Here is a 26,019-nt window from a genome sequence, read left to right as displayed (position 1 = left end):
GATTTAGGCTCCGATAATCCGCCGAATGTCATCGACCGAAAGGCCGAGGAAGGACTGCATGCCTATGGCGACCTGATGCGGTTCCATTTCCGCGATGAAGGTGCGGAATTCCTCTTCGCTCGGCGGTGGTGCGAACCATTGCATCCGGCACAGATCATGGGTGTCGCTGTAATGACCGGAGCCGTGCAGGACGTCATCGACATAGCGACCATAGATGAAGCACTCTGAGAAACGACGTATATTGCCAAGGGCTGCCACCCAATGTTGTCCGGTATGGGCTTCGATCCTTTCGCACATGGAAATCACGCTATCGCGCCGCCATGAGACCAGCTGGCCGATATAGTCGTTCAGCCCGCTTTTCCCTTTCCTGATGCCGAGCAGCTTTGCCGCATTGGCCGCCCAGACTGGATGCTCCGGCCATTCCGGGTTTGCAAGCGCATTGGGGCGCACGAAAAGCCGGAGCTTTTCGTGGTGCCAGAGTGTGCCGCAATCGAAGGGACGCAGAAAAGCCGTGTCGGAATCCGTATAGAGAAATCCATCTTCCTCCACGGCACCGGCAAGTGCGATGCGGCGCAGCTGTTGCACATGCCAGCCGCGCAGCGGCTTGGTTCTGAGTGAGAGCCAAACGCGCCTGCGCCACAGATAGGTTGGGTCCCAGAAGGCGTGGAGCCATGAGGGCAGCAGATCGCGTTCATCGATGATGACGCGTTGAGTGCTTTCGAGTTTGCGGAACAGGGCAACGTCCTTGCTGTCGACAAGGATATAGTGCTTCGTGAAACCGCTGACATATTTGTCTATGGTTTCACAAAGCAGCTTGCAGCGCTCGAAATCCTGATCCCAACTGGCTGTGACGATTGCGGTTTTCACCGGGGTTCTCCCTTCATCCAGCCTTTGGCAACGCGCCACAGAAATACGGGATTGCCGATGAGATAGCGTTTTGCGAGCCGTCGCGGCTCCTGCGACAGCCGGTGCACCCATTCCATCTGAACCTTGCGCACCCATTGCGGGGCGCGCTGCACGCGACCCGTGTGCAGGTCGAACAGCGCGCCGACCGCACTCGCCACCGTGCAATGCTCCGCCGTGATATGCTTGTCGATGAAGAGTTCCTGGCGCGGAACGCCCATGGCGACGAGCAGGATATCGGGATGAAATTCCTTGAGCTGACCGAGAATGCTGTCGAGATCTGCGGGCTTGAAGAAGCCGTCGGAAATGACGCGATATTCATGGTGCGGTATCTGCTGCATGAAGAGCTGCGCAGTATCGGCGGCAACGCCCGGACCGCCACCGAGAAGTGCAACCTTCAGCGGGCGTTTCATATGCTGCAGAAGGCCCGGAATGAAGTCTGTTCCGTTGAGATTTGCAGGGAACTTGCTGCCATAGGCGACCTTGCTTGCAATATCGACGCCCACACCGTCGGGCAGGATCAGGAAATCCTGCAATGCAGTGCGGTAAGCTGGGTCGGTATCCGTAATGTTGGAATTGTTGGCATTGAGCCAACCCTGTTTCATGAACCGGCCTTCATTGATGCGGTTCTCGAAAAAGGCAAAGGCGCCGGCCCAGTCGAAACAGGCGACCTTCACGCCAAGGATATTCCGGTAAGTGACATTTTCGGTATGCATCATGCCTGGTCCGTATTTTTCTCTTCGCCATGAAGTGCTTGCAGACCTCTGGCAACTGCGCGGTCCATGCCTTCGATTTGTGACCCTGTAAAGGCTTTGCCGTCCAGTCTCTGGCGATCCCCCAACCTTATCTTTTCAATGCGCTCGACGATTGCCGCAGCGAATGCCTTCGGGTCGTCGGCAATGGTGCAATTGTCCGGAATATTGCCGATACCGCGCACGGAATGCGATGTCGCGACACTTGGCATGCCCAGTTCGAATGTCTCGATGGTCTTGAGCTGCACGCCGGTTCCCGCACGGCTGATGAGCGGTACAAGCGCGCCGCTTTCGACAAATTCAGTCGCGTCCGGCACCTTGCCGACGAAATTGATATTGGACCCCACACCCGACCATGTAGCAATCAGATCGGCGGGCGTGTTGCCTGCAATCGCGATGGAAATATCGTTTGGAAGTTGCGGCTTTACCTCGCGCAGGAACCATTCGAGCCCGATGCGGTTCGGGTGCCATGTCCATGTGCCGATCAGGGCAAGGTCGTATTTCATCGGGCGTTGCTGCGCGGCCTGCATTCCGCCCGGCGTGACGAGCGGCATTGTCGCAAACCGATCAGGGCCGAGGCCGAGCGCCGGTCCGTCATCTTCGGCGAAAGTGAAAACGAAGCGGGCATTCCCGATGAGACGGCTTTCCAATCCCTTCAGAATACGGGCTTCGCGACCAAACAGGAATTTCTGGATGAAACTTCCTGCGTCGGCGGCGTTTTCTTCCGCAGAGCGATATTCCACATTATGCGCCACGAACAGCGAGGGCTTGTCCTTGAAGATGTCTTCAAATGCACCGGGCAAGGTCACGCCGTTCAGCACATAGGCATCGAACGGGCCGATCTTGGCGATGGCCGCGCGCAGTGTCTCAGCTGGTATCACCCGCAGCTTCGCCGAGGAAACCGTAAGGCCGGTCAGGAAGGATTTCAGCACCCAGCCGATCTTGCGCTTGATACCCGCGCCTTCGGTCCGTACTTCGACTTCGCCCAGAACGACAGTATCTGCAGCATCGGCTTTCACGCCCGGCCATGTGAAGCCAAGGACGGTCACCTTTGCTCCCGAACGACGCAAGCCGTCGACCACGGCGGCGTTTGCCACTTCATAGCCGGTGGTCGGTACTCCGTGCGGAACAATCGATGTCACGAAAACAAGGTGAGGGGACGGCAATTCAACTCCTGAACAATCATTTTCGCGCTGGCAGCATCAAAAATAATGGTGCGCGCTCAAGCTTTTCCTAATGCATTATTCATCTTAAAACCCTTAACATTTCGGGTCGGTATGCTCTATGATAGTTTTGACCAGTGTTTATAGTCCTGCGGTGAACTTTTCTTTAAATGTTTTTCAATAGTGGCGGATAAACAAATATAGAAGTTCGAAATATCCGGTAGCGTTTATGTCTGATTTACCTAGTCATATACAAGTAATTGCTAAAACTCCTGGGCTTCGTTTCGATGAAGTCGAGGTGGTGGTAACGCTGCCGACGTTCCGCCGTCCGGAGCATGTCATCCGGACGCTGGATACGCTGAATGCTCAGGTCACGAGCCGCCGCTTCGCGGTCGTGGTGATCGAGAACGAGGCGGAGGACCAGGAAGGCGCCAAGGTTGCGGCGCCTCAGTTCGAGGCCGGAAAATATACCGGCATGCTGATTGTCGAATCCCATCGCGGCAACTGCAACGCATATAATGCGGGCTGGCTGACGGCGATGACCTACTTTCCGAACTTCAAATATGTCATCGTCATCGATGACGATGAACTGGCTGATCCGGCCTGGATCGAAAACATGGTAGCCACTGCCGAGCGTTATAACGCCAGCCTCGTCGGTGGCCCGCAATATCCGATCTTTGAAAAGCCGGGCGCAGAAAAATGGGCGCGACATCCTGTCTTCCTGCCGCACTATAACAAGACCGGCCCGGTTCCGATCATCTATTCATCCGGTAATCTGCTCATTGCGCGTCCGGTTCTGGAAGCCATTGGCTATCCGTTCATGGACCTGAAGTTCAACTTCACCGGCGGCGGCGATTCAGATTTCATCAATCGTTCACGGGCCAAGGGCTTTAATATCGCCTGGTGCAATGAAGGCATTGTCCGTGAAACCATTCCGGCGCGGCGGCTGGAGAGCGACTGGATCACGGCGCGCGGCTTGCGCAACGGCGTTCTGTCGACACTGATCGAACAGCGCCAGCGCAAGGACGAGCCTTTCGGTCAGGTGCGTGTCTTTTTGAAAAGCGTTGCACTTCTGGGTTATTCTCCAATCAAGGCGCTGCGGCGCGGATTCGCGGCGCGCTTCGTGCCGGTCGGGACCTATTTCATCCATATCGGGTTGGGCCGGGTCATGGCCCATTTTGGATATCTGAATGAGCAGTATCGCAACCCGGACAAGAACTGACACCCGCTCCGACGTTGCAGCGCAAACCGATATGCGGGCGACGATCCGTACGGTTGCGCTTGTTATCGCCACGATAACGTTCTGCATCCTGCTGATTTCATTCCGCCCGTTCAATCCGCTGAGTGCCGCAGCCGATGGTGCCGCATCGGGCGGCGGCGATGTCATCAATCAGCTTGGTTTCGGTTGCCTCGGCGCGGTGGCGCTTCTGTCGCTTGCGATGTTTGCCGACCCGAAAAAAGTGGTCAAAATCGTCAGCCCCGGATGGCTGTTGATGTTCGCCTTCCTGTTCGCATCGGTTTTCGCAAGCCCCGATCCGTCAACCGCCATGCGCGGCGTGCTTTTGACGATGATCGGCATTCTGACCGTCATCGCTGTTTTGAGCCTGCCGCAGGATGGCGATGCCTATTCGTCGATGCTGGTCGCGGTGGCTTCGGTCGTGATTGTCATTTCCTATGCGGGCGTCCTCCTCCTGCCAAATCTCGGGACACACGGCGCCGACGCTCTGGAGCCGCAAAACGCCTATCTCTGGCGCGGTGTCTTCACGCACAAGAACATTGCCGGACCGGTCATGGCCGCTTTTGCCTTTGCCGGTGTCTATCTGTGGCGGCGCGGCTGGCGCGTAAGCGGTTTTCTGATTGCGGTTTCTGCATTGATCTTCGTTTCGCAGACCGGATCGAAAACCACTGCGGCACTGGTGCCGCTCGCCATGCTGCTCGTGATCGGCCCCGGCATTTTTGGTCTCCGTTTTCTTGCACCGGTGGCAGTCTTCACGATCCAGTTTCTGCTCGCGCTGTTCACCTTCGGTACGGTTCTCTTCGAGCCGATGCATCAGTTCGTTCTGCAGCTTGATGTTGATCCGACCTTCACCGGACGCACTTCCATCTGGGCCTTTGCCGTTGAGGCGCTTTCCCATCGCCCTTGGACCGGTTTCGGCTATGAAAGCTTCTGGGGCACACCAATCGTGAAAGAGGCGGCGAATCCCTATTATCTGGATTGGGATGTGCGCGGCATCGTGCATGGACACAATGGCTATCTCGATATTGCGGTATCGATGGGGATTCCGGCGCTGATCTGCGCGATCTTGGTCATCATCGTGATGCCGCTGGTCAATTATGTGCGGTGCCGTCCGGTTCGCGAAAATCTGCTGCTTGCCGATTTCTTCCTGATGATCGTGTTCTTCGGAACGCTGAATGCCATGCTGGAAAGTTTTTTCTTCCGCCGCATGGACCCGGTCTGGCTTACGCTCGTCTTTGCGATTTTCGGCCTCAGACTGATTGCGAAAATTATCATTCCTAAAAGGGTAGCCGGAGCCACTTCATGAATATCGCAATCGTCGGGACCGGGTTTGTTGCCGACTATTACATGACCACGCTGCGCAATTATCCCGAGCTGAAGCTGCGCGGGGTTTATGATCGGTCACCTGAGCGACTGAAAGCGTTCTGCGCGCACTATTCAGTTAGCGCCTATGAAAGTTTCGAGGCCGTGCTGGCCGATCCAGACGTGCAGATCGTCGTCAATCTGACAACACCTGAAAGCCATTTTGAAATCTCGCATGCAGCGCTTTCCGCCGGAAAACATGTCTATTCCGAAAAACCGCTGGCTATGAATTATGAGGATGCGGAAGCGTTGGTCGCTTTTGCACGGCAAGCCGGCCTCACGTTGGCGGCAGCCCCGGCAAATGGCCTCAGCGAAGCCTATCGTCTGGTGGCAAGCGTGATCAACGGCATCGGCATGCCGCGGCTGGTTTATGCCGAAATGGAAGATGGCCCGGTGTTTCGTGACAAATGGTCGACCTGGCGTTCGCAGTCTGGTGCGCCATGGCCGGGCCTGCACGAGTTCGAGATCGGTTGTACGCTGGAGCATGCAGGCTATGCGCTGTCATGGCTGGTGTCGCTGTTCGGCCCGGTCGAGAGCGTTTCGGCATTTTCCGCCATAACCTTTCCCAACAAGGGGCCGGGGACCGAACATCTGCATATGGCGCCCGATTTTTCGGTTGGCTGTCTTGTTTTCAGGTCGGGGCTGGTGGCACGCCTCACATCCGGGCTTGCGATGCCGAAGGATCGCAGCCTGACAATCGTTGCCGACAAGGGCTCGATTGTGGTGGATGATCTCTGGGATAATCGCTCGGCTGTCCGTCTTGAGCGCACGGAAGAAAAACGCCGTTTTCTGGCGCGCCTGTTCGGTATTCTGGAAATGCGCATCGGCAAGTTCCTGTCATGGAAACCGACCGTCGGTCAAAAGCTCTCCTATCCGAAGGCCGACAAGCGGTCGCTGCCGATGTATCCTTCGCAGATCGATTTCGTGCGCGGTATTGCCGATCAGGCTCGGGCTATCCAAACCGGCGACAAAGCATTCTTTTCCGGTGATGTGGCGTTGCATATCACTGAAATCGCACTTGCCTTGAACAATGCTGGCGAAAATGCACAGCCTTACAGGATGAGAAGCAGCTTCTAGCCTTTAGAGCGTGATGTTTTTAAGTTGAATTGTTATCCCGCTCTAAACTTTTGTTTGAGCATGATTTTATCCGAAAACCGGTTCCCACTTTTCGGAATCATGCTCTAGCCAGCACCTTGCGGACGATATCGGCAACGGCTGCACTCTGGTCGAGTGGCATGATCGCATTGGAAATCTGGCCGCTGCGCACCGCATCGCGGACCGCTTCGGCCTGAAACTGCAGCCCGTTGCCGGAAAAGGCATAAGTTTCGATTGTGCGGCCCGGCAGAGACAGGCGGTTCATAACCTTGCCGACAAAGCCTTTGCCGCCATTCGGCCCGAGCGACGACCGCGCCGCAAAGGCTGAAAACAGGGTCAGCCTCTGGGCTTTCAGAAACGGCGCGTGGATCAGGATCGTGCCCCTGGTTCCCTCGATCAGCATGCGATTGTCGCCGTCGCGGTCGAAGCCGCAGGAGAGGCTGGCCGTGGCACCCTGCCAGCCAAGCTGGAACTCGGTGCGCATGTCCACGCCGCTTTTGGCGCGCTGCCAGCGGCCATCGACATGATCCGGCAGACCGAGAAAATACAATGCAAGCGAAACCGGATACACACCCAGATCGAATGCTGCGCCGCCGCCAAGGTCCGGGCTGAAGAAGCGGCTTTGCGGGTCGTAGGCACGGATATAGGAAAGATCGGCTTCGATGCGCGTCACGGTGCCGATGCGACCATTATCGATATGCTGTTTGGCAGCGCGGATCGCTGGCAGAAAACGGCTCCACATGGCTTCCATGGCGAAGACGTTTTTTGCTTTTGCCGCAGCTTCGATCTGGCGTGCACCAGCGGCATCCAGCGAGAGCGGCTTTTCGATCAGGCAGGGCTTGCCCGCTGCGATTGCCTGCATGGCCTGCAGCACATGCATGGCACTCGGGGTCGCGATATAGACGGCATCGATATCGGCGTCGGAAAGAAATTCACCTGAATCGCCAAACGCCTTGTCGGCGCCGATACGTCGCCGGAATGTTCCGGCGGTCTCTGATGCTCGCGAGCAGACTGCGGTAACGCGCATTCCGGTACTTGCCTGAATATCGGCAGCAAAGGCGGCGGCTATCGTGCCTGTGCCCCAAATGCCCCAGCGGAAATCCGTTTTTACCTGCTTGTCGCGATTCACGTGCTTGCCCCACCGCTTCATACAGGTGCTATATAACCCATGTAGGGGCTGTCGAGTATTAGTTTTGGAGCGCGGTATGGATGAAAATTGCACAGGTTTAGGAGCAAAACCGAAGGTGGAGTAGTTCTCCATCAAGGTTTTGCGACGCGAAACTGGGCCATTTTCACCATATCCCTTCGGGACGTGGCGGATTTTCTCCCTGAATGCGTCGAACAGCCCTTGTGGAGAATTACTCCACCGCGGTCTGTCCTCCTGTTCAGGAACAAAATCCGTCTCACGCCACGCCCGAAACCTAATACCCGACAGCCCCTAATGCGGCTAACGAAGTTTGTTTATCCTGTCAGGGGAGGTGGACGTGATGCGTGGATTTGTCGTGGCTGTGGCGCGGGATGGCGAGCATCGTTTTTCAAAGCAGGTTGTGCCGGAAATCCGCATCGTCACAGGACTCGGCGTCGAAGGCGACGCGCATCAAGGCGTGACGGTGAAGCACCGTTCACGCGTGCGGGCCGACCCGACGCAACCCAATCTGCGGCAAGTGCATCTCATTCATGCTGAGCTTTTCGACGAGCTTGCGGAAAAGGGTTTTGATGTCGCGCCCGCAGATCTTGGCGAGAACGTCACCACGCGCGGGGTCGATCTGCTGGGGCTGCCGCAGGGCGCTTTGATCCGAATTGGCGACGAGGTTGTTCTGGAAACAACGGGCCTGCGCAACCCTTGCTCCCAGATAGAGAATTTCCAGACCGGGCTTCTCGATGCTGTGCTGGATCGCACGCCCGATGGCGAACTTGTTCGCAAGTCCGGCATCATGACCGTCGTTCTTGCAGGCGGCACGGTGAAGGCGGATGACGCGATAATTGTCGAATTGCCGCCGCTGCCGCATCGCAAGCTGGAACGGGTGTGAAGTGCGTGAAATACAGGTTTTTGGGGTGAGCTAACCGATTTAACCAGACGCTTCCACGGGCAAAACCGGTGATTTTCGTCATGGGAGGTCTATCAACTTTGCGTCATATGCCCTAGATCATCCCACAATAGGATACAGATTGACATGCGCTGCTGCCGAAATCCGGCTGCAGCCTATTCTTATCGGTTCGGCTTGTCGGCGTTCGATGTTCTGCATGTGTCTAGACGACGGCCGGTCGGTTGCATTTCTGAAGGGCACAAAATGGAAAAAGCAGATATCGGAATGGTCGGCCTTGGCGTCATGGGCTCCAACCTGGCGCTGAACATAGCCGAGAAAGGCTACACGGTAGCCGTCTATGACCGTGATGAGCCTGTGCTCAAAGCCTTCATGGAAAAGGCTGGCCCGCTGCGCGACAAGATCATCCCTTGCCCCACTTTCGAGGATCTGGCTGCCAATATCCGCAAGCCGCGTCCCATCATCTTCCTCATCAAGGCAGGCGCTCCCGTGGATGCCGAAACCACCCGCCTCAAGGCTTATCTTGAGAAGGGCGATATCATGATCGACGCCGGTAATTCCGATTACCGCGATACGGTGCGCCGTCTGAAGGCACTTGGCCCCAACGACCCGACCTTTGTCGGCATGGGCGTTTCCGGCGGTGCGGAAGGCGCACGCCATGGCCCGTCGATGATGGTCGGCGGCACTGAGGAAGCCTATGAGCGCATCGCACCGATCCTGCTTGCTGCCGCCGCCAAATATAAGGGCGAGCCCTGCTGCGCGTTGGTCGGCCCGGATGGCGCCGGTCATTTCGTCAAGACAATCCACAATGGTATCGAATATGCCGACATGCAGATGATCGCCGAAATCTACGGCATCCTGCGGGACGGCCTCGGGCTTTCGGCTCCGGCCATCGGTGATGTGTTCGAGAAGTGGAACGAAGGCCCGCTCAACTCCTATCTGATCGAAATCACCGCCAAGGTGCTGAAAGCGACCGATCCGGAAACCGGCAAGGCGATGGTCGACATGATCCTCGATGAAGCCGGTCAGAAGGGCACTGGCCGCTGGGCGGCCATCGAAGCGCAGATGCTTGGCGTTCCGGCAACGGCAATCGAAGCCGCTGTTGCCGCGCGTTCGCTGTCCTCGCTGAAGGCTACGCGTGAGCTTGCCGCAAAGGCCTACAAGCCGGGTTCGCGCAGCCTCGACATTTCCGATCAGGCTAAATTCCTTGCCGATCTGGAGCAGGGCCTGCTTGCTGGCAAAATTGCTGCCTATGCTCAAGGCTTCGCGGTGATGGAAGCCGCCTCGCAGGAGCATGGCTGGAACATTCCGCTTGCCGAAACGGCGCGCATCTGGCGCGCAGGCTGCATCATTCGTTCGCAGCTTCTGGACGATATCGCCCATGCTTTTGAAGACAGCGAAAGCCGCAACCTGCTTTTGGCACCTGCTTTTGTCGAACGCATGAGCAAGGCTTCCAAGGGCCTTCGCCAGATCGTCGCCAAGGCGGCACTCGCTGGCCTGCCTCTGCCAGCGCTTGGCTCAGCGCTCAGCTATTTCGACAGCTTCACGCAGGCGCTCGGCACGGCCAATCTCATTCAGGGCCAGCGCGACTTCTTCGGTTCGCACGGCTTCAAGCGTATCGATAAGGATGGTGATTTCCACGGTCCCTGGGGCGAATAAAATTCGCTATAATTGAAAAAGCCACCCATCGGGCGGCTTTTTTATTTTAATCTGCCAGCACGAGCAGATCATGCGAGGCGAAATGCACCGTCACCTTGTCACCGCGCTGCGGCGGAGGCTGGGTGGGGTCGTTGAACGTGTCGAACGACAGGCGGTTCTTGCCAAGCGCCACACGTGTACGGATGACAGAGCCGAGGAAGTGAACGTCCTCGATCGTCGCATCCAGCGAGGTATCGTGGCTCTTGCGTGCTTCGAGGCTGACAGCTTCCGGGCGCAAGGCCAATGTGACAGGCTTGCCCTTCGGATGATGGTCGAGCTTTTCCTGCACGGTGATGGTGCGGCCGTCGAGTTCGATGCTGTTCTTGCCGGGTTCGCTAACCGAGGCTTCCAGCATGTTGAGTGTGCCGACGAAAGATGCCACGAAGCGTGAGGCAGGGCGGTTATAGATGTCGAACGGCGAGCCGATCTGGTCGGCGCGGCCTTCGTGCATGACCACGATGCGGTCGGAAATCGACAGCGCTTCTTCCTGATCGTGGGTGACGAAGACGGTGGTAATGCCAAGCTTCTGCTGGATGGCACGGATTTCTTCGCGCAAGGATATACGGATTTTCGCATCCAGCGCCGATAGAGGCTCGTCGAGCAGAAGAACCTGCGGCTTGGTGGCAAGCGCGCGGGCCAGTGCCACGCGCTGCTGCTGGCCACCGGACATCTGATAGGGATAACGATCCGCCAGATGGTCGAGACGGATGAGGCCGAGCATCTCCTGCACGGTGGCGTCGATTTCCGCCTTCGGCTTTCCGGCAACGCGCAGGCCGAACGAAACATTCTGCGCCACCGTCATATTCGGGAAGAGCGCATAGGCCTGAAACACCATGCCGATATTGCGCTGGTTGGGCTTGAGATCGACCACATCCTTGCCGTCGATTTCGATGGCACCGTTATCGGGTGCTTCGAAACCGGCGATCATGCGAAGAACGGTTGTCTTGCCGCAGCCCGATGGACCGAGGAAAGAAACGAATTCGCCCTTTTTCACGGCGAGGTTGAAATCGTGGACGACGGTATTGGCGCCGAAGCTCTTTTTCAGGTTTTTGATGTTGAGAAAAGCCATGAATGTTACCCGGCGGTTGTCTTGAATTTATTGAGGCGCGAGACGAGCTGCAGCATGATGATGCTGAGCCACGTGATGCCGAACGAAATGATCGCCAGCGCTGACGGTTCGTAGGCGCGGTTTGCGCCGACCAGCTGCAGGTAGGGACCGAAGGCCGGACGGTTCAGAAGCGAAGCTAGCGTGAATTCGCCGATGACGATGGCGAATGTGATGAAGGCACCGCTCATCACACCGGAGATGACGTTCGGGAAAATCACCTTGAACATGATGCGGCCCCAGCCCGCGCCGAGGCTCTGGGCTGCTTCGGTCAGCGTGCGAACATCAATCGTGCGCATCGCTGTGTCGACAGCGCGATACATATAGGGCAGCGACAGCGTCATATAGCCGAACATCAGGAGCAGGTCGGTCGCGCGGGTGGATGCCGTGAACGGCAGCCACGATGACGAGTTGTAGATGCGCAAGTAACCGAACACGATGACGATGGCCGGAATGACCAATGGCATCAGCGTGATGAATTCCATCACCGGGCGCAGTTGCGGCAGGCGCAGGCGCACCCAATAGGCCGTAGGCACCACCAGGAGAACACCGAAAACGATGGTGAGCAAGCCAAGCAGAATCGAATAGCCGAAGGTGGCCTGGAAGTTCGGATCGGAGAACACGACCCGATAGGCATCGAAGGAATATTCGCCGCGCCGCATACGCAGCGAGAATTCGAACGTGCCGATCAGTGGGACGAGGAAGTAGATTGCGCCGATCAGGAAGGCGATCCAGGCCCCAATCTTCTGGGCATTAATGCCTTTCTTTTTCATCGCTGCCACCTCTCGGCGCGAATGCGCAGCCAGATATAGATGAGGTTCGAAACACCCGTAATGACGATCATGCCAAGTGCCAGCGCGTAGCCGAGGTTCTGGTTATGCAGAACGTCGCCGCGGATCTGCGCATAGAGCAGAATCGGCACGATGTTGAGCGAGGAACCCGTCAGAGCGTAGGCGGTTGCGATTGCGCCGAAGGCATTGGCGAACAGCAGAAGCGTCGTGCCGAGCAGGCTCGGCCACAGGATCGGGAAGGCCACCATGCGCCAGTATTGCGCGGTAGTCGCACCCAGAATGGATGAGGCTTCCCGCCATTCCTTTTTCAGACCGTCGAGCGCGGGCGTCAGGATGAGCACCATCAGCGGTATCTGGAAGAACAGATAGGTCAGCGTCAGGCCGAAGAAGGAGAGCAGGTTGAAACCTGTCGAATAGAGATTGAAACCGAACCACTCCCTGAGCAGGATCGTCACAAAGCCGGTTCGCCCCAGTGTCGCCAGAAAGGCGAAGGCAAGCGGCACGCCTGCAAAGTTCGATGCTACGCCTGAAAAGGTCAATACCGTCGGGCGCAGCCACGAAGGCAGGTTGCCGAGAACGACCGCCCAGGCCAGAAAGAAGCCGATGATCGCGCCGCCAATGGCCGATGCGAGACTGACCTTGATCGATACCCAGTACGCGCTCATGATTTGCGGCTGGAACAGATCGTGGATGTTCTGGAGCGTGAAGTTTCCGGCCGGGTCCTGAAATGCACCGATGATGAGATACATCGTCGGCCAGATCAGGAACAAAATGGCGAAGATGAAAAACGGTGTCACGCCAAGCCATGACAACGGAAGTCGGCGCTTGCGCACTCCGCTGGGGGCTGATGTTTCGGCTATTGAACTCATACGTTCTTTCTTTAGACCGGTTCCCGCCAGAACGGAACTGACAGAACCGTTTCGACTTTTGTTCTTGTTTTTTGCGATCGGCAGGCTGCCATTCGCCCCTGCCGGAAATAGCTAGTATTCTTTTTGAACTGCGCATCCTGTTTGCCAAAGAGCGAGACGCTGTTTGGAAAAGAGGACCGGCGGCTCAGATGAAAGCCGCTTTGATATCGCGCCGACCGTTGAGATACGCCGATCTGAATAAACCAGATCAATGTATCTCAACTTTTGTTCTGCACCGCGCATCTTTTCCGAAAACCGTTTCACACTTTTCGGGATGCGCTCTAAGGCCGACGCGATATGTGTTCGATGCGACAAGTGTGTACTTGGCGCTTACAGGTCCTTACTGAACGTTTGCGCCCACGACGCTGTCCCATTCCTTGGTGATCGTGGTCTGTGCGGCCTCAATCTGTTCCAGGGTCGGGAAGATAGCCTTTTCATAGGCTTCTGCCGGCGGCAGCTTGTCGAGCAGTTCCTGCGGGATCTTGCCAGCCTTCGCCATTGCATTGAAGCGGATCGGGTGGCAGTAGCCCTTCAGATAGCCGAGCTGGCCTTCATCCGAATAGATGTGTTCCATCCACAGTTTCGCAGCGTTCGGATGCGGTGCGTAGGCGCTGATTGCCTGAACATACACGCCAGCGATGACGCCCGACTTCGGAATGACGGTTTCGATTTCCGGGTTGCCCTTGAGCGTGTCGCGATCGGCGAGAGCGTTATAGTCCCAACGGACGACGATCGGGGTCGAACCCTGTGCCAGCGAGGCAGCCTTGCCGATGACCGGAACGAAGTTGCCGTTGGCATTCAGTTCCTTGTAGAATTCAAGGCCCTTCTTGCCTGCAGCTTCGCCCGGTTCACCGCCACGGGCGATACCGGCGGCATGAACGCCGAGGATGGCCTGTGCGGAAACGCGCGGATCGCCTGCAAGCGCAACAGAGTTGGCATAGTCGCTCTTGAGAAGGTCTTCCCAATCCTGCGGGATGTCCTTGACGATGTCCTTGTTCACTTCGAAGGCCAGAACGCCGTAATAATCGCCGTACCAGTAGCCTTCAGCATCCTTGGCGCTGTCCGGAATTTCGTCCCATGTTGCAACCTTGTAAGGCTGGATGAGGCCGTCCTTCTTGGCCGATGCGCCGAAGGCGAAGCCGACGTCGATGACGTCAGGAGCCTGCGGGCCCTTGTTGTCCTTGTTGGCCTTGATGGCTTCGATTTCATCGCCCGAACCGGCGTCCGGGTTCAGTTCGTTGACCTTGAGGCCGTACTTGTCCTTGAAGCTCTTGATGATTTCGCCATAGCCGCACCAGTCATGCGGGAGTGCGATGGTGGTCAGTTCGCCTTCTGCCTTGGCAGCGGCGATCAGTTCGGCTGACGGTTCAGCAGCGGCGATGGAAACCCCGGCAACGGCGATTGCCGTCGAAAGCGACAGCAGACGCGCTGTGTAAGCAAGCATTGTTTGACTCCCCTGTTTAAGGTCCGGCGAACGCCCCCGGTCGATTCCGGTGCTCGCGCATTCCCGATACCCGCCCTACATGACGGTTGGATGACAGTTTATGGATTGTCACAAACTGTCAGCGGTGGAAAGTGAAACACGTTTTCAGGGACTTAGCAATTCATCCGTTAGCGGGAGCAGCATTTTTATGACAGGAAATGTGACAGCAAATTCACCGCTGTCACAATTCTGCGAGAGGCTTTTCCCTGCGCGACAAGGGTTTGTCCCAGCGCGGCATCAATGTCGGATATCGGGGATAAACGAAAACTTCCGAAAGTTGAATGAACCCTTGCGGGTTTCGTATGAAGTTGTGAGGTGGAAGGTTTAATGCCCTCCACCACCACCGGCGACCTGCTTCGGTTTGCGCAGCATAACGGCGCAGACAGCAAGCGAGCAGAACATCATCGTGAGAATGAAGAACACATCGATGAAGGAGAGCAGGGTAGCCTGCTGGCGCACAATGCCGGAAAGCTTGGCAATGGCGATTGTTGCGCCGTCCATGCCAGCCGCATTGTATTTGGCTGTCAGACTGGCGATCATTTTCTCCGCTTCGGCATTGCCCCAGCGGACATGCTCCGCCAGACGCTCATAGTGCATGTCACCGCGACGGGTCAGAATCGTGTTGATCACGGCAAGGCCAACAGCGCCACCCAGATTACGGGTCAGGTTGAAAAGACCCGACGCATTTTTCAGCAGAGCAGGCGGAAGCGTGCCGAGCGCCAGATTGTTGATCGGCACCATGCAAAGCATCAGTGAACAACCGCGCAGGATCTGCGGTAGCAGCAGTTCGTAGAAATCCCAGTCTGCAGTGAGGCCGGTCACCATCCATGTGCCTGCCGCAAAGCCGAGGAAGCCGATCATCATCATCAGACGCGGATCCATGCGGTTTGACAGGAAGCCTGCCAATGGCGCGGTGAAGAACATGGCAAGGCCGCTGACGAACAGCGCTTCACCAATCATCAGGGCATCGTAGCCGCGTATGCTGCTGAGATAGAGTGGATAAAGATAGGTAAGGCCATAGAGGCCGACGCCCATCACGAACGAAAACAGTGAGCCAAAGGCAAAGTTGACGTTCTTGAAGGCGCGCAAGTCCACAATGGGTTCTTCAGCCGTGAAGGCCCGGAAGAAGAAGAGAATACCACCGATGATCATGACGCCGGTCAGAATGAAGATGGCTTCATCCTGCAGCCAGTCGTTACGCGGGCCTTCTTCAAGCACATATTCCATCGAGCCGAGGAAAGCTGCCATGCCGGCAAGGCCCCACCAGTCGAACTTGCTGAGGAGCGAACTGTCGCCTTCGTCGAAGTCGATGAGGTTCCATGCGGCGATGGTGACCAGAATGCCAGGACCGACATTGACCAGAAACAGCCAGTGCCAGGAGAAGGCGTGGCTCAGATAGCCGCCTACCGTGGGGCCGATGGTAGGCGCAAGCGTTGCCACAAGGCCAATCATCGGCGAGACGATCGAGCGCTTGGAAGGCGGGAAGATGGTGAAGGCAGCCGCGAACACGCTGGGGATCATGCCGCCGCCGATGAAGCCCTGAATGGCGCGGTAGACGATCATCTGCTCGATGTTCGTCGCTGTCGCACAGAGCATACTTGCGAGGGTAAAGCCTGCCGCCGAAAGGGTGAAGAGAACGCGCGTCGACATCAGGCGTCCGAGGAAGCCCGACAGCGGAATCATGATGACTTCGGCAATCAGGTAGGATGTCTGAACCCAGGATATTTCGTCGGAACTGGCACTCAGACCCGCCTGAATTTCAGCAAGCGATGCCGAGACGATCTGGATGTCCAGGATCGCCATGAACATGCCGAACACCATGGCCAGAAAGGCTACGGCCTTCTTCGGGTCGATGCGGTCATCCGCCGGGGCTACTGGCCCCATTGTCGTATCTGCGGCCATGACGGCGCACTCCGGAATGGAAGAGAAAGGCGGCGCGAAATCCGTTTCGCCGCGCCGCCATGTGTTACTTCAATAGGATCTGCCGATTTCGATCAGTCGGCTTTTTCGTCGGGTGCCGTACGCGTATCGATATCAACCACGACACTCAGGCCCGCGCGAATCTTGCCGGATTCGAGCGCTTCCTTCGGGATCATGATGCGAACAGGAACGCGCTGCACGATCTTGGTGAAGTTGCCGGTTGCATTTTCCGGAGGCAGCAGCGAGAACACTGCACCCGAGGCCGGGGCGATGGACGCGACCTTGCCGTCGAATTTCGTGCCGTCGATTGCATCGACATAGATATGCGCGGTTTCACCGGTCCTGATCTTTGCGAGCTGCGTTTCCTTGAAGTTCGCGTCGATATAAAGCTCATTGACCGGAACAAGTGCCGCGATTTTCTGGCCCGGCGAAACGAGATCACCCTTCTTGCCAGCAAGATTACCGATCACACCGTCGAACGGCGCGCGCAGCGACGTGAAGGAAAGATCGCGCGCGGCTTTATCGCGGGCAAGTTCCAGCGATTTCATCGTGCTGTCGGCTTCGCTATATTGAGCGTTGAGCACTTCGATATTGGCCTTGGCGGAAGCGACCTGCGCATCGCCGCCAGCGACCTTGGCGCGTGCCTGGTCCAGTGAGGACTGCGCCGTATCGAGATCAGCCTGCGCGACGAAACGCGTTTCGTGCAGCTTCTGCACGCGTGCAATCGTGTTTTGCGCATTGGTCAGGACTGCTGTTGCGGCCTGCTTGTCGGCATTGGCCTGCAGAAGAATGGCCTGCGCAGCATCGGTCTCAGCCTTGATGCGGATGAGGGTCTGCTTCTGGGTTGCGAGCTTGGCTTCTGCTTCATCGAGCGCGATCTGGTAATCACCCGCGTCAAGCTGGAAGATGACGTCGCCAGCCTTGACCTGCTGGTTCGCGACCACCGGGATGTTTTCGATATAGCCCGTAACCTTCGGCGCGATGGACGCAATATCGCCCTGCACATAAGCGTCGTCGGTTGAAACCATGAAACGTCCAACTGTCCACCAGTCATAGGCAAACCAGAGGCCTCCGGCGACCGCGACCGTCAGAATGCCGGGAAGAAGGACACGTTTGCCGAAGCCCTTTTTCTTTGCAGGTTCTTTGGCAGTTTCCTTTGGGGCGGCTTCCTGCGGGGTCGGTACGGTATGGGGCTGCGATCTCTCGTTCAGAGGCGCCTCACTTGTCGCTGGCTGGGTTGCCGAGGCGAAGTTCTTGGCGTTGGGGAACGGATGAATATCGGCCTTATCAACGGACTTCGGGGCGGACATAGGGGAAACTTTCTGCACATCCTTCGGATTGAACCGTTCGGTTCGATGTTGACATAGATCAATAAGATGCGCATATCAAGAGGATATCGAACCGCTTGGTTCGAAAAAAGTTAAGAGTCTCGAAGAATGAAGCCTGATCGCAACACCAAAGGAACACCGGATACGATGATGCATGACCGGAACCGGCATGATGAAAAAGGTGTCGGCCGACCCGGAAACAGCAAATCGTCCTGCTCCGAAACGGAATGCGGTCGCACGCGGCTCGGCGCCGGTCAGGACCCTGCAAAACGCCGCCAAATCCTTGAAGGCGCTCAGGATGTGTTCCTGCGCATGGGGTTTGACGCAGCCAGCATGAACGACATCACGCGCGAGGCTGGCGTGTCGAAGGGAACGATCTACGTTTACTTCAACAGCAAGGAAGATCTGTTCGTCGCACTATGCGAGCATTACCGCGATACAATGTTTCGTGAACTGATCGAAAAACTCGACAAGGGTTTTAATTCGCGCCAGCAGTTGACCGACTTCGGCGTGGCGCTGGTCACGCTGATAACCTCGCCGACGGCAGTGCGTGCACAGCGCATTGTTCTGGGTGTCAGCGAGCGCAAGCCCGAGCTTGCAGCCCGCTTCTACGAGCGCGGACCGAAGCGCAGCCTCGTTCTCATGGCCGAGTATCTCGATGATATGATTAAGAATGGCGAACTGGAGCCTTTCGATCCCGAGAAAATGGCCTATCAGCTCTCTGATTTGTTCCTGTCTGGCCTCTATCGGCCTCGCCTGTTTGGCGTTTTGCCGGAGCCGCCATCGGCGGAAACGATTCGTAAAAACGTTGAGCTCGCCATCGACTTTTTCTACCGTGCCTATGGCACGGAGCAGCGAAGTGTTCAAAAAGAGAACAGTTGATTTTTACAAATCGATTTAGAAAATTTTATTTTTCGCTCAATCAATAAATTTTGCTTGAGGGCCATAATTTACGCACTGTTCTTGTGTGTAAAGGATTGCAATCCATTAATTGCGGGTTGCCAGAGACTACATTTTTTATGTCACTTATAAACGATTGAAAAGTTCTAGGGACACGATTCGCTGATATTTCAAGACGGCAACAAAGTAACCCTCGGACTTGCGTACCAAGGATATTGTAAAAATGACACTCGATCTCATTCATTTTCCGAATTTCAAAAAGACCTTCTTTGGAACGGCCTTCCAAAGCGACACCCTTGCTCTCCTGACGCGAATTCGCGATGAGATCGGTTGCCGCCACATCATGCATACCTATCGCGGGCGCATGGGTGACTGCACGAAAACCACTTCTTCCGATCTGACAGTCGTGATGACCGTGCCGACCTCCTGGACTGCGCGTTATTCCACCAAGAATTATTTCGTCATCGATCCGATCTTTCAGGAAGACGCGCCTTATTTCCAGAATGATGCCAGCGGTATAGTTCGCGATCTTCAGGAAGATGCCAATGAGTGCCCGTCCATTGCTGAACTGCTGCAGGATGCGGAAAAGCACGGACTGGGCAACATCTTCGTCGCCGTGTCAGCCCGGAGCCAGAAAGGTGCTGTGGGATGCACCTTGTTCATGTTCGAGATGAGCCCCGACGAGGATCGCGAGCAATTTGTGGCCAAGCTTCGCCCGCGCCTGCTGAGCCTGTCCGGGATCATTCATTCAGCCCTGTGCGGCTGCAAGGATGTTGCGACGGTCGCAAGCCTTCTCACCCCGCGTGAAGTCGATTGCCTGCGTTGGGCCGCGAACGGCAAGACGGATGGAGAGATTGCGGAAATCCTGAGTATCGCGCGCTGGACCGTCGTTACCTATCTCCAGAATGCGAAGATCAAACTCAACTGTTCCAACCGCACGTCGGCTGTCGCGACGGCGCTGTCGCTCGGCATCATCGAAATGCCGGAAGTTCACCATCTGGTGTAGTTCAGCCGCAGTATAAAGACCTGATTATAACGACACCGGATGCTGAGACATCCGGTGTTTGTTTATTCTTCTCGCCACATCTGCCTCGCGCAAAACCGCTTCGCACTTTTGCTGGAAATGCTTCAGGCTCTTTTTCTGAGCGGCAGACGGGCAGCGTCGAATGCGTTGGCAAGCCTTGCCGTATTTTTGGCTGGGTCTTCATCCGCATCTTCGAAGGCGATATGGTTCAGCTCTACTCCGGCGGTCTTGTCGGTCAGCGTCAGGCGGAAATAGGCATAGACGCCCTGATTGCGGAATTCCATGTCGAGCACGATGGCTGGAGCCGACTGCCAGTCGCAGAGATATTCGCCGCCATGGCCGAGTTCCAGCGTGCCGGGAAAGAAATAAAGCTCGGTAGCTGAACTGACGATATCGGCGATATTGGCAAAAAGCTCGCAGCGTATGAAAGCAATGTAATCCGCCGGATCGACCAGACGAAGATCGGTTGCGACCTCAACCAGGTTCTGGGCAATAATCGCCTCGCGCTCGTTCGAGAATTGCAGGCTCTTCATGGTTTCACCGCCGATCTGGGGGAACAGGCTGTCACTGTTCTGAAATATATAAAAATCATGGCTATTCATCAATGTATCGCGTGCCGTGCATTGATCACCCGGATAAGCTCGGCAACAGCCTTGTAGAATTCGGGCGCGATCATCTGGTCGACATTGACCTGTTTATAGAGCGCGCGCGCCAGCGGAACGTCCTCGAATATCGGGATGGAATGCTGCGCTGCAATCTCTCTTATCTTCAGTGCTATGAGATCCTGTCCCTTTGCTACAACGATCGGGGCTGCATCCTGATCGGGCTTGTAGCGCAGTGCTACGGAAAAATGAGTCGGATTTGCGACGATCAGCGTTGCCGTCGGAACGGTGTTGATCATGCGGCGGCGCGCACGGTCGCGGCCAAGCGAACGCAGGCGCGATTTGACCAGCGGGTCGCCTTCCGACTGCTTCAGTTCGTCTTTGACTTCCTGTCGCGTCATGCGCAGTTCCTGCCGCCAGTGAATGCGTGACCAGGCAAGGTCGAATGCCGCAATTGCGGTAATGGCCAGAACATTGGCGACGAGCAGGCGCACCATGTTCTCGCGCAGAAACTCCGGCAAGGCGCTCGGGTCGGAAGCGACCGCATCTGTGAAAAGACTGTTGCCGTTGAAGAAGACGACAAAGACGATGACACTTGCCGCCAGAAATTTCGCCAGCGATTTGAGGAATTCCACCTGACCGGCGCGCCCGAAAATCCGCTGCCAGCCTTTAAGCGGAGATATGCGGGATGCCTGCGGGCGGATGCGTTCGCCAACGAAGCGCGGCGCATTCTGGAATGCGGAGGCTGCAATACCGGCAAGCGGAATGATGATGAACACCGGCACCAGGGCTGCACCGACTGCCAGCGCCAGCACGCCGAACAAGCGGCTTGCATCTTCCGCGCTGTTGAGGAGCCAGTCCTCGGGGCGGTCGATTAGTTCGCGCAGGAAGACGGCGAGCTTCGTGGTGGCAGGCCCTGCGACAAAGACCGCGATAATCAGAAAGGAAGCAATACCGGCGAGGATCGGCGTTTCGCGGGAGAAGGGCATATTGCCCTTTTCCAAGGCGTCGCGGATCTTCTGCTCGGTGGCTTCTTCTGTTTTGCTTTCCTTGTCAGCATCATCTGCCATGGGTCACACAGGATCAGGACGAAGCTTCGCTTGCGTCGAGGGTGATGATACCGCGCTCGGAAAGATCGATGGCGATACGGGCTATCGTGCGGCGCGCATCGGCAATGTTCTGCGCGGTTATGTTGCCCTGCTCGGCGCCAAGCTCGGTTTCCACCATGCGGCGACCACGGGTCGAGAGCGACGAGAGAACGAGCTCCTGAAGCCTTGTGTCTGCTCCACGAAGTGCGGTTGCGATCTGTTCCGTCTGCACTTCATCGAAGAGCAGCAGGCGCGCGCGCTGCGACAGGCGCTCGATGTCTTCGAAGGTGAAGAGCTTGGCCTTGATGCGGTTGAGATCGTCGCGGTTGAGATCTTCCAGGCTCGCCATCAGTTCTTCCATCTCGCTTCTGTCGAGCTGGTTGAAGATGTTGGCGATCTGGCCGTGATGCGCCTTGACCGGACCGGAATCGCTGCGACCGAGAAGATCGCGCCGCAGCACGTCTTCGAGAAGTTCCGCAGCCGCCGGTGCCACATTGCCAATATGAAGCGAGCGCTGCACGACGGCATTGCGCAGCTGAGGCGGCAAGACGACGAACAGCCGGGCTGCGAGGTCGGATGGCAGCTTCGACACGATATAGGCGATGATCTGCGGATGCTGGTCGGTCAGATAGGCCTGCAGGTTATCAACCGGCAGGCGCCCAAGCTGCACCCAAACCGATTCCTGAACGAGCTGCGGCTGAACGCGGTCTTCCAGAACTGCATCGACTTCTTCCTGCGGCAGAGCTTCCCGCAAGAGACCTTCGAACCGTTGGGCGGCTTCTGAAACTGGCGCGCCTTCGGCAAAGGAATCCTCGAACTGCTTGACCAGCTGTTCGAAGTCGAGCGGAGAAATCGGTTCCAGCGTACGGGCATGACCGGCAAGCTTGCGCAGGTCCTCGGCATTGAAATGCTTCAGAAGACGTGAGGCAGCGGGGCGTCCGATGGCAACGAGGATCGCTGCCGCCTTTTGCGGGCCGGTCAGCGTATCGACGAGGCCGGTAGCGCCGCCTTCAAGGTCTTCCGCGAGGGCTTGCTGTTCATTGTCGGCCATGGTCACGTCCGTTACTTGCCGATGATTTCGGTGAGGCTGACACCGAAGCGCGAGGAATCGTCTTCAAGGACGATCACTTCGCCACGGGCGATGACGCGGCCATTGACCACGATATCGACCGGATCGCCGATCTGCTTGTCGAGGGTGATGACCGCACCGCGACCAAGCTTCATCAGATTGGCAACTGGCATGGTCGTGCCGCCAAGAACAACCTGAACATCGACAGGGATGCCCATGATGAGTTCGAGATTGGGTTTGGATGCGCCCTTCTGCGTGCCGCGCGGCTTTTCCTCGCGCAGTTCCTCAATGGCTTCGTCCAGTTCCTGCTGCATGTTCTTGTCCTTGTTGTCAGCGCTCATGCCTGCCCCGCAAGTTCGACGGTAGCTTTACGAACCGCGCGATGCACGAAAACCGGCAGCGCGTTCTTTTCCTTCGGGAGCGATTGTTCGGTGGCAGTGGCGATCTTGTCTTCGGTGCGCGGCGAGCTGTCAGCGACGTTGCGCGCATGGCGGATGTCGCGGGTCAGGGCCTTGCGCAGCCTGTTCAGTTCTTCGATGGCTTCTTCCATTTCGCGGCGCACGCGCTGCGTTTCGGCAAGACGGGCTTCGAGCTTGTTGTTTTCGTCCGTCAGGTCGGTGCGTTCGCTCTGGATCGCCTTGACGGCGCGCTCCAAACCGTTGGAGGCGGCTGCAACGCGCAGCGCCAGCAGCTTGCCAAGCTTGATCGTCTCGTTGGCTTTGCGGCCAACCACGATGAGCGCAGCAAGCGAGGCAAGAGCCATCAATGTGGAAAGCACGTTAGCCAGCAACAAGCTCATCGATGAAATCCTCTTCCTGATTGACCGGGTCGCCGACCTTGACTGTGAAATGAATGCCCGATTTGCCGAGCGTGCACTTGAAAAGCTGCTGATCGCCGGCGCGCAGGCGCACTTGCTTCATGGCATCGACAGGCAGTTTGAGAACCTGACCGATTTCGAGCATCGACAAGGCGTCCAGCGTCATCGACCCCTGCTGGATGAAAGCTTCGAGTTCGATGCGGGCACGGCTGACTTCCTGCCGCATCTTCTTCGCCCAGCTCGGATCGGTCTGGTTCATCGGACGGCGCAAAAAGGCTGCCACGGCATCCTGCATCGGCTTGTGCGTGCTGCGCGGCAGCAGCAGATGAACCTGCCCGGTTTTGCCTGCGGCAGTAACATCGATGCGGCAGGCGAAAAGGCGCGAGCGCTCGAAATTCTCACGGTCGAATTCGGCTGTGTCGGTGCATTCACCGGCGGTAAAAAGCGCCTGTCCGTTTGCGGCAAAAACCTGATCGAGAGAACTGGCGAGATGACCGGCAAGAAGAGCGGAAATCTTCTGTTCCAGCATGCCGAAAGGCCGGTCCTCATCGACAGAGCCGACATGGCCCTGTGCGCCATACATGGCTTCGATCACGGAGAAAACGAGCGTCGCATCGGCGGTGAGATAAAGTGTGCTGCCCCAACGCTCGGCCTTCAAAGGTGCGATGATCGCAGCCTTGTCGAGAATATCGGCAAAGGCAGCATCGTCAGTGCTTTCCACCTGGCCTGCTTCAACGTCGAATGCGGCAGCGCAGCCATGTTTCAGCCGGTCACAGAAATGGGTCGAGGCATCCTTGAACACATGGGCAAGCGACTTCAGGTCGTCGCCTGAAAGACCCGCTGCACGCAGCAGGTTCTCGGCCAGAACATCGCTTTTGCGGTTTTGCCCCAATGTGGCTGTGTCGGGGGTAGTCATCTTACGCTGCCTGCTGGGTCGGCGCGCTCGCCATGGTTTCCTGCTCGACCACATCGATGGTCGGGCGATCATAGGCGGAGATGGTCTTGCGGCCATATTCCACGGCGATCTGCGGCAGGGAGCCGTTCATATAGGCGAGAAGCGTCTGCTTCACGACGATGTAGAGGCGATTGTTCTTTTCGCGGGTCGATTTGATCTTGGCTGCGATCGGGCCGACCACGCCGTAAGAGAAGAAGATGCCGGCAAAGGTGCCGACAAGGGCGGCACCGATCAGATGGCCCAGCACTTCCGGCGACTGGTCCAGCGCGCCCATGGCTTTGATGACGCCGAGAACAGCGGCAACGATGCCGAGTGCCGGAAGGGCTTCGGAAATGCTGACCATGGCGTGGTAGGGCTTGAGCTTGTCGCGGGCGATGGTGTGGATTTCCTCGTCCATCAGCGCCTCGATTTCATGCGAGCGCACATTGCCCACGATGATGAGGCGGCAATAGTCGCAGATGAAATGGGTGAGGTCTTCTTTCTTCAATACGCTCGGATAGGCCTGAAAAATCGACGATTCCTTCGGGTTGTCGATATGCACTTCCACTTCGTTGCGCGACTTGGCGCGCAGCTCGCGCATCAGGCTGTAGAGCACGCCCAGAACGTCGAGATAGTCGCGCTGCTTTGGAACCGCATTGCTGAATGCTTCCATGCAGGCGCGGCCCGTGTCTTTCACGAGCGAGAAAGGGTTGGCGATGAAGAAGGTCCCGAGTGCCGCACCCAGAATGATGACGAATTCCCAGGGCTGAATGAGCACGCTGACATGTCCGCCCATGGCGATAAAGCCGCCCAGCATACAACCCAGTGTGATGACAAGACCGACGATAATGCCCAAAGCTCGAGACTCCCGCGTACAAGTTCGTTCATTGCACCTTATGGATCGCGGCTTGCGCGAAGCTTGCCAACTGGCACGGGCGGAAGCCAGCTTCGGACAAGCTTGGTCTTTCATAAAGGATCGAAATACCGGAAGGGGGTCATGCGCATGGTCGATACGATGACGAGCTATCGCCTGATCGCGTCGGATATGGCGCGGTCGTTGCAGCGTGTTTCGAAGGAACCGATGGTGGAGCGGGAAACCGCCTACTACAAGGAGAATATCGGCAAGGTGAAATCCATCGATGATTTCATGGCCGATAGCCGCCTTTATAATTACGCGATGAAGGCGTTCGGTCTGGAAGACATGGCCTTCGCCAAGGCGTTTGTCCGCAAGATTTTGACCGAAGGCATCACGAGCGATGATGCCATGGCGAACAAGCTGACCGACAAACGCTACAAGGAATTTGCAACCGTCTTCGACTTTGCAGGCAAGGGCGCAGAGGCGACTGAGAGCACTGCGGCCCAACAAGGTGTCGTGGACAAATATCTTCGTCAGACGCTGGAAACGGAAGCCGGAAGCCAGAACGAAGGCGTGCGGCTGGCACTCTATTTCGCACGCAAGGCGCCGACGATCACCAATGCCTACGAAATCCTTGGCGACAAGGCGCTGGTGTCGATGATCCAGACGACCTTCGGCTGGCCATCCAGCATATCCAACGCCGATGTCGACAAGCAGGCGAAGATGATCGAGGACAAGATCGACTTCACCAAGATGTCCGATCCCGATTACGTATCGAAGCTCATTTCGCGCTTTACCGCCATGTATGAGATGAACAATCCAACGGCGAGCAGCCCGGCGTCGATTGCGTCCCTGCTTCTGGGCGGAACCTCGTCCGTCGGCATTTCGATGGATATTCTCAGCACCTTGCAGAACTTCAAGCCGGGCGGGCGTTAGGCG

General features: G+C 57.0%; 25 protein-coding genes. 8 read left to right on the top strand and 17 right to left on the bottom strand.

Going from position 1 to position 26,019, the window contains the following annotated elements; all coding sequences use genetic code 11:
- Window positions 1-3 precede the first annotated feature (3 nt).
- From OANT_RS21870 to OANT_RS21860, 3 genes are read right to left on the bottom strand one after another with little or no spacing between them, the layout of a single operon-like run.
- Window positions 4-867 carry a DUF6492 family protein gene (locus OANT_RS21870; RefSeq protein ID WP_012093535.1) on the bottom strand — a complete coding sequence of 288 codons (864 nt, stop codon included), beginning with the start codon at window positions 865-867 and terminating at the stop codon, window positions 4-6.
- The gene (locus OANT_RS21865) at window positions 864-1,622 is read right to left on the bottom strand and encodes a WecB/TagA/CpsF family glycosyltransferase (protein ID WP_012093534.1); all 759 of its coding nucleotides are present in this window, start codon (window positions 1,620-1,622) and stop codon (window positions 864-866) included. Before OANT_RS21865 ends, OANT_RS21870 begins: the two co-directional genes overlap by 4 nt.
- Window positions 1,619-2,821 (bottom strand): glycosyltransferase, encoded by a 1,203-nt coding sequence (locus OANT_RS21860; RefSeq protein ID WP_012093533.1) that lies wholly within the window; start codon window positions 2,819-2,821, stop codon window positions 1,619-1,621. Before OANT_RS21860 ends, OANT_RS21865 begins: the two co-directional genes overlap by 4 nt.
- 226 nt (window positions 2,822-3,047) lie before the next feature.
- Here OANT_RS21860 and OANT_RS21855 point away from each other — a divergent pair, with 226 nt between their 5' ends.
- Genes OANT_RS21855 through OANT_RS21845 form a run of 3 tightly spaced genes read left to right on the top strand, consistent with a single transcriptional unit; the run spans window position 3,048 to window position 6,494 of the window.
- Complete coding sequence (locus tag OANT_RS21855; RefSeq protein ID WP_010660701.1) at window positions 3,048-4,040, top strand: glycosyltransferase family 2 protein; 993 nt, start codon at window positions 3,048-3,050, stop codon at window positions 4,038-4,040.
- Window positions 4,009-5,361: an O-antigen ligase family protein gene (locus tag OANT_RS21850; RefSeq protein ID WP_040128567.1), complete on the top strand. Its 1,353-nt coding sequence runs from the start codon at window positions 4,009-4,011 to the stop codon at window positions 5,359-5,361. Before OANT_RS21855 ends, OANT_RS21850 begins: the two co-directional genes overlap by 32 nt.
- Window positions 5,358-6,494 (top strand): Gfo/Idh/MocA family protein, encoded by a 1,137-nt coding sequence (locus OANT_RS21845; RefSeq protein ID WP_012093531.1) that lies wholly within the window; start codon window positions 5,358-5,360, stop codon window positions 6,492-6,494. The genes OANT_RS21850 and OANT_RS21845 overlap by 4 nt, the downstream gene beginning before the upstream one ends.
- A 97-nt stretch (window positions 6,495-6,591) precedes the next feature.
- On the opposite strand, the gene OANT_RS21840 is transcribed toward OANT_RS21845, so the two are convergent.
- Window positions 6,592-7,641: a Gfo/Idh/MocA family protein gene (locus OANT_RS21840; RefSeq protein ID WP_040128569.1), complete on the bottom strand. Its 1,050-nt coding sequence runs from the start codon at window positions 7,639-7,641 to the stop codon at window positions 6,592-6,594.
- 358 nt (window positions 7,642-7,999) lie between these two features.
- On the opposite strand from OANT_RS21840, the gene OANT_RS21835 reads away from it, so the two are divergent.
- Together OANT_RS21835 and gnd are read left to right on the top strand one after the other, a co-directional pair.
- Window positions 8,000-8,542, top strand: a complete 543-nt coding sequence (locus tag OANT_RS21835; RefSeq protein ID WP_012093529.1) for an MOSC domain-containing protein — start codon at window positions 8,000-8,002, stop codon at window positions 8,540-8,542.
- Window positions 8,543-8,803: 261 nt separating this feature from the next.
- A complete protein-coding gene (gnd, locus tag OANT_RS21830; RefSeq protein ID WP_012093528.1) occupies window positions 8,804-10,216 on the top strand; it encodes an NADP-dependent phosphogluconate dehydrogenase in 1,413 nt (470 codons plus the stop codon).
- Window positions 10,217-10,262: 46 nt separating this feature from the next.
- On the opposite strand, the gene OANT_RS21825 is transcribed toward gnd, so the two are convergent.
- From OANT_RS21825 to OANT_RS21800, 6 genes are all read right to left on the bottom strand, one after another.
- Complete coding sequence (locus tag OANT_RS21825; protein WP_010660707.1) at window positions 10,263-11,324, bottom strand: ABC transporter ATP-binding protein; 1,062 nt, start codon at window positions 11,322-11,324, stop codon at window positions 10,263-10,265.
- A 5-nt stretch (window positions 11,325-11,329) separates the two neighbouring features.
- Complete coding sequence (locus OANT_RS21820) at window positions 11,330-12,133, bottom strand: ABC transporter permease (RefSeq protein WP_010660708.1); 804 nt, start codon at window positions 12,131-12,133, stop codon at window positions 11,330-11,332.
- Window positions 12,130-13,020 carry an ABC transporter permease gene (locus tag OANT_RS21815; protein WP_010660709.1) on the bottom strand — a complete coding sequence of 297 codons (891 nt, stop codon included), beginning with the start codon at window positions 13,018-13,020 and terminating at the stop codon, window positions 12,130-12,132. The genes OANT_RS21820 and OANT_RS21815 overlap by 4 nt, the downstream gene beginning before the upstream one ends.
- A gap of 379 nt (window positions 13,021-13,399) precedes the next feature.
- Window positions 13,400-14,503, bottom strand: coding sequence for an ABC transporter substrate-binding protein (locus OANT_RS21810; protein WP_010660711.1), 1,104 nt, complete (start codon window positions 14,501-14,503; stop codon window positions 13,400-13,402).
- Window positions 14,504-14,866: 363 nt separating this feature from the next.
- Window positions 14,867-16,444 (bottom strand): DHA2 family efflux MFS transporter permease subunit, encoded by a 1,578-nt coding sequence (locus OANT_RS21805; protein WP_010660712.1) that lies wholly within the window; start codon window positions 16,442-16,444, stop codon window positions 14,867-14,869.
- Between the two features lie 92 nt (window positions 16,445-16,536).
- Window positions 16,537-17,772 (bottom strand): HlyD family secretion protein, encoded by a 1,236-nt coding sequence (locus tag OANT_RS21800; RefSeq protein ID WP_012093526.1) that lies wholly within the window; start codon window positions 17,770-17,772, stop codon window positions 16,537-16,539.
- Window positions 17,773-17,898: 126 nt separating this feature from the next.
- On the opposite strand from OANT_RS21800, the gene OANT_RS21795 reads away from it, so the two are divergent.
- Together OANT_RS21795 and OANT_RS21790 are read left to right on the top strand one after the other, a co-directional pair.
- Entirely contained in the window at window positions 17,899-18,672 is a 774-nt protein-coding gene (locus OANT_RS21795) for a TetR/AcrR family transcriptional regulator (RefSeq protein ID WP_029929827.1), read from the top strand.
- A gap of 241 nt (window positions 18,673-18,913) precedes the next feature.
- A complete protein-coding gene (locus tag OANT_RS21790; protein WP_010660715.1) occupies window positions 18,914-19,696 on the top strand; it encodes a helix-turn-helix transcriptional regulator in 783 nt (260 codons plus the stop codon).
- Window positions 19,697-19,818: 122 nt separating this feature from the next.
- Here the strand turns inward: OANT_RS21790 and OANT_RS21785 are convergent, their stop codons facing one another.
- The 7 genes from OANT_RS21785 to motA all read right to left on the bottom strand — a co-directional run bounded on the left by OANT_RS21785 (window position 19,819) and on the right by motA (window position 25,080).
- Entirely contained in the window at window positions 19,819-20,247 is a 429-nt protein-coding gene (locus tag OANT_RS21785) for a BspJ family T4SS effector nucleomodulin (protein ID WP_012093524.1), read from the bottom strand.
- A gap of 68 nt (window positions 20,248-20,315) precedes the next feature.
- Window positions 20,316-21,386: a flagellar biosynthesis protein FlhB gene (gene flhB, locus OANT_RS21780; protein WP_010660717.1), complete on the bottom strand. Its 1,071-nt coding sequence runs from the start codon at window positions 21,384-21,386 to the stop codon at window positions 20,316-20,318.
- Between the two features lie 13 nt (window positions 21,387-21,399).
- On the bottom strand, window positions 21,400-22,455 hold the full coding sequence (locus OANT_RS21775) for a flagellar motor switch protein FliG (RefSeq protein WP_010660718.1): 1,056 nt from the start codon (window positions 22,453-22,455) through the stop codon (window positions 21,400-21,402).
- Between the two features lie 11 nt (window positions 22,456-22,466).
- Entirely contained in the window at window positions 22,467-22,814 is a 348-nt protein-coding gene (gene fliN / locus OANT_RS21770) for a flagellar motor switch protein FliN (protein WP_012093523.1), read from the bottom strand.
- Complete coding sequence (locus OANT_RS21765) at window positions 22,811-23,272, bottom strand: BAB2_0123 family type IV secretion system effector (protein WP_012093522.1); 462 nt, start codon at window positions 23,270-23,272, stop codon at window positions 22,811-22,813. The genes fliN and OANT_RS21765 overlap by 4 nt, the downstream gene beginning before the upstream one ends.
- The gene (locus tag OANT_RS21760) at window positions 23,253-24,206 is read right to left on the bottom strand and encodes a FliM/FliN family flagellar motor switch protein (RefSeq protein ID WP_012093521.1); all 954 of its coding nucleotides are present in this window, start codon (window positions 24,204-24,206) and stop codon (window positions 23,253-23,255) included. Before OANT_RS21760 ends, OANT_RS21765 begins: the two co-directional genes overlap by 20 nt.
- 1 nt (window position 24,207) lies before the next feature.
- Entirely contained in the window at window positions 24,208-25,080 is an 873-nt protein-coding gene (gene motA, locus OANT_RS21755) for a flagellar motor stator protein MotA (RefSeq protein WP_010660722.1), read from the bottom strand.
- 147 nt (window positions 25,081-25,227) lie between these two features.
- Between motA and OANT_RS21750 the strand changes: the two genes are divergently transcribed.
- Window positions 25,228-26,016: a DUF1217 domain-containing protein gene (locus OANT_RS21750; RefSeq protein WP_040128818.1), complete on the top strand. Its 789-nt coding sequence runs from the start codon at window positions 25,228-25,230 to the stop codon at window positions 26,014-26,016.
- The last annotated feature ends 3 nt before the right edge of the window (window positions 26,017-26,019 follow it).

Origin of the sequence: Brucella anthropi ATCC 49188 (assembly GCF_000017405.1) — a bacterium.
GTDB lineage: Bacteria > Pseudomonadota > Alphaproteobacteria > Rhizobiales > Rhizobiaceae > Brucella > Brucella anthropi.
The sequence above is the reverse complement of the archived record's forward strand: the minus strand, read 5'-3'. Positions and strand labels throughout refer to the sequence as shown.